Annotated in this window: 1 protein-coding gene; it reads right to left on the bottom strand. The window is 54.0% G+C overall.

Annotation, left to right across the window (positions count from 1 at the left end):
• Nucleotides 1-29 precede the first annotated feature (29 nt).
• A partial coding sequence (locus R0J92_RS26680) for a sigma factor-like helix-turn-helix DNA-binding protein (protein WP_411053900.1) occupies nucleotides 30-235 on the bottom strand: 206 nt, incomplete at its 5' end.

Raw genomic sequence — 235 nt, 5'->3', positions numbered from 1 at the left:
GGCCGCAAGATGACGCTCCTCAGGGCTGGCTAAATCCCACTGGTTAGGCATGCCTTCAACCTCTCAAGTCCGCGTCGAATCAAGCTTTTCACGCTCCCCAGCGGCTGGGTAAGCGTGTGGGCGAGTTCACTGTGTGTCAGCCCCTGGAAAAAGGCCATTTCCATTAGCTGTCGTTGATGGCTGCTGAGCGTATTTAAACAGGTTTGCAGTTTGCCATGCTGTTGGGCGTTAATAC

Source organism: Tritonibacter sp. SIMBA_163, from assembly GCF_046535935.1.
In the GTDB taxonomy this organism is placed as follows: domain Bacteria; phylum Pseudomonadota; class Alphaproteobacteria; order Rhodobacterales; family Rhodobacteraceae; genus Epibacterium; species Epibacterium scottomollicae.
This window is presented reverse-complemented; position numbering and strand designations above follow the sequence as displayed.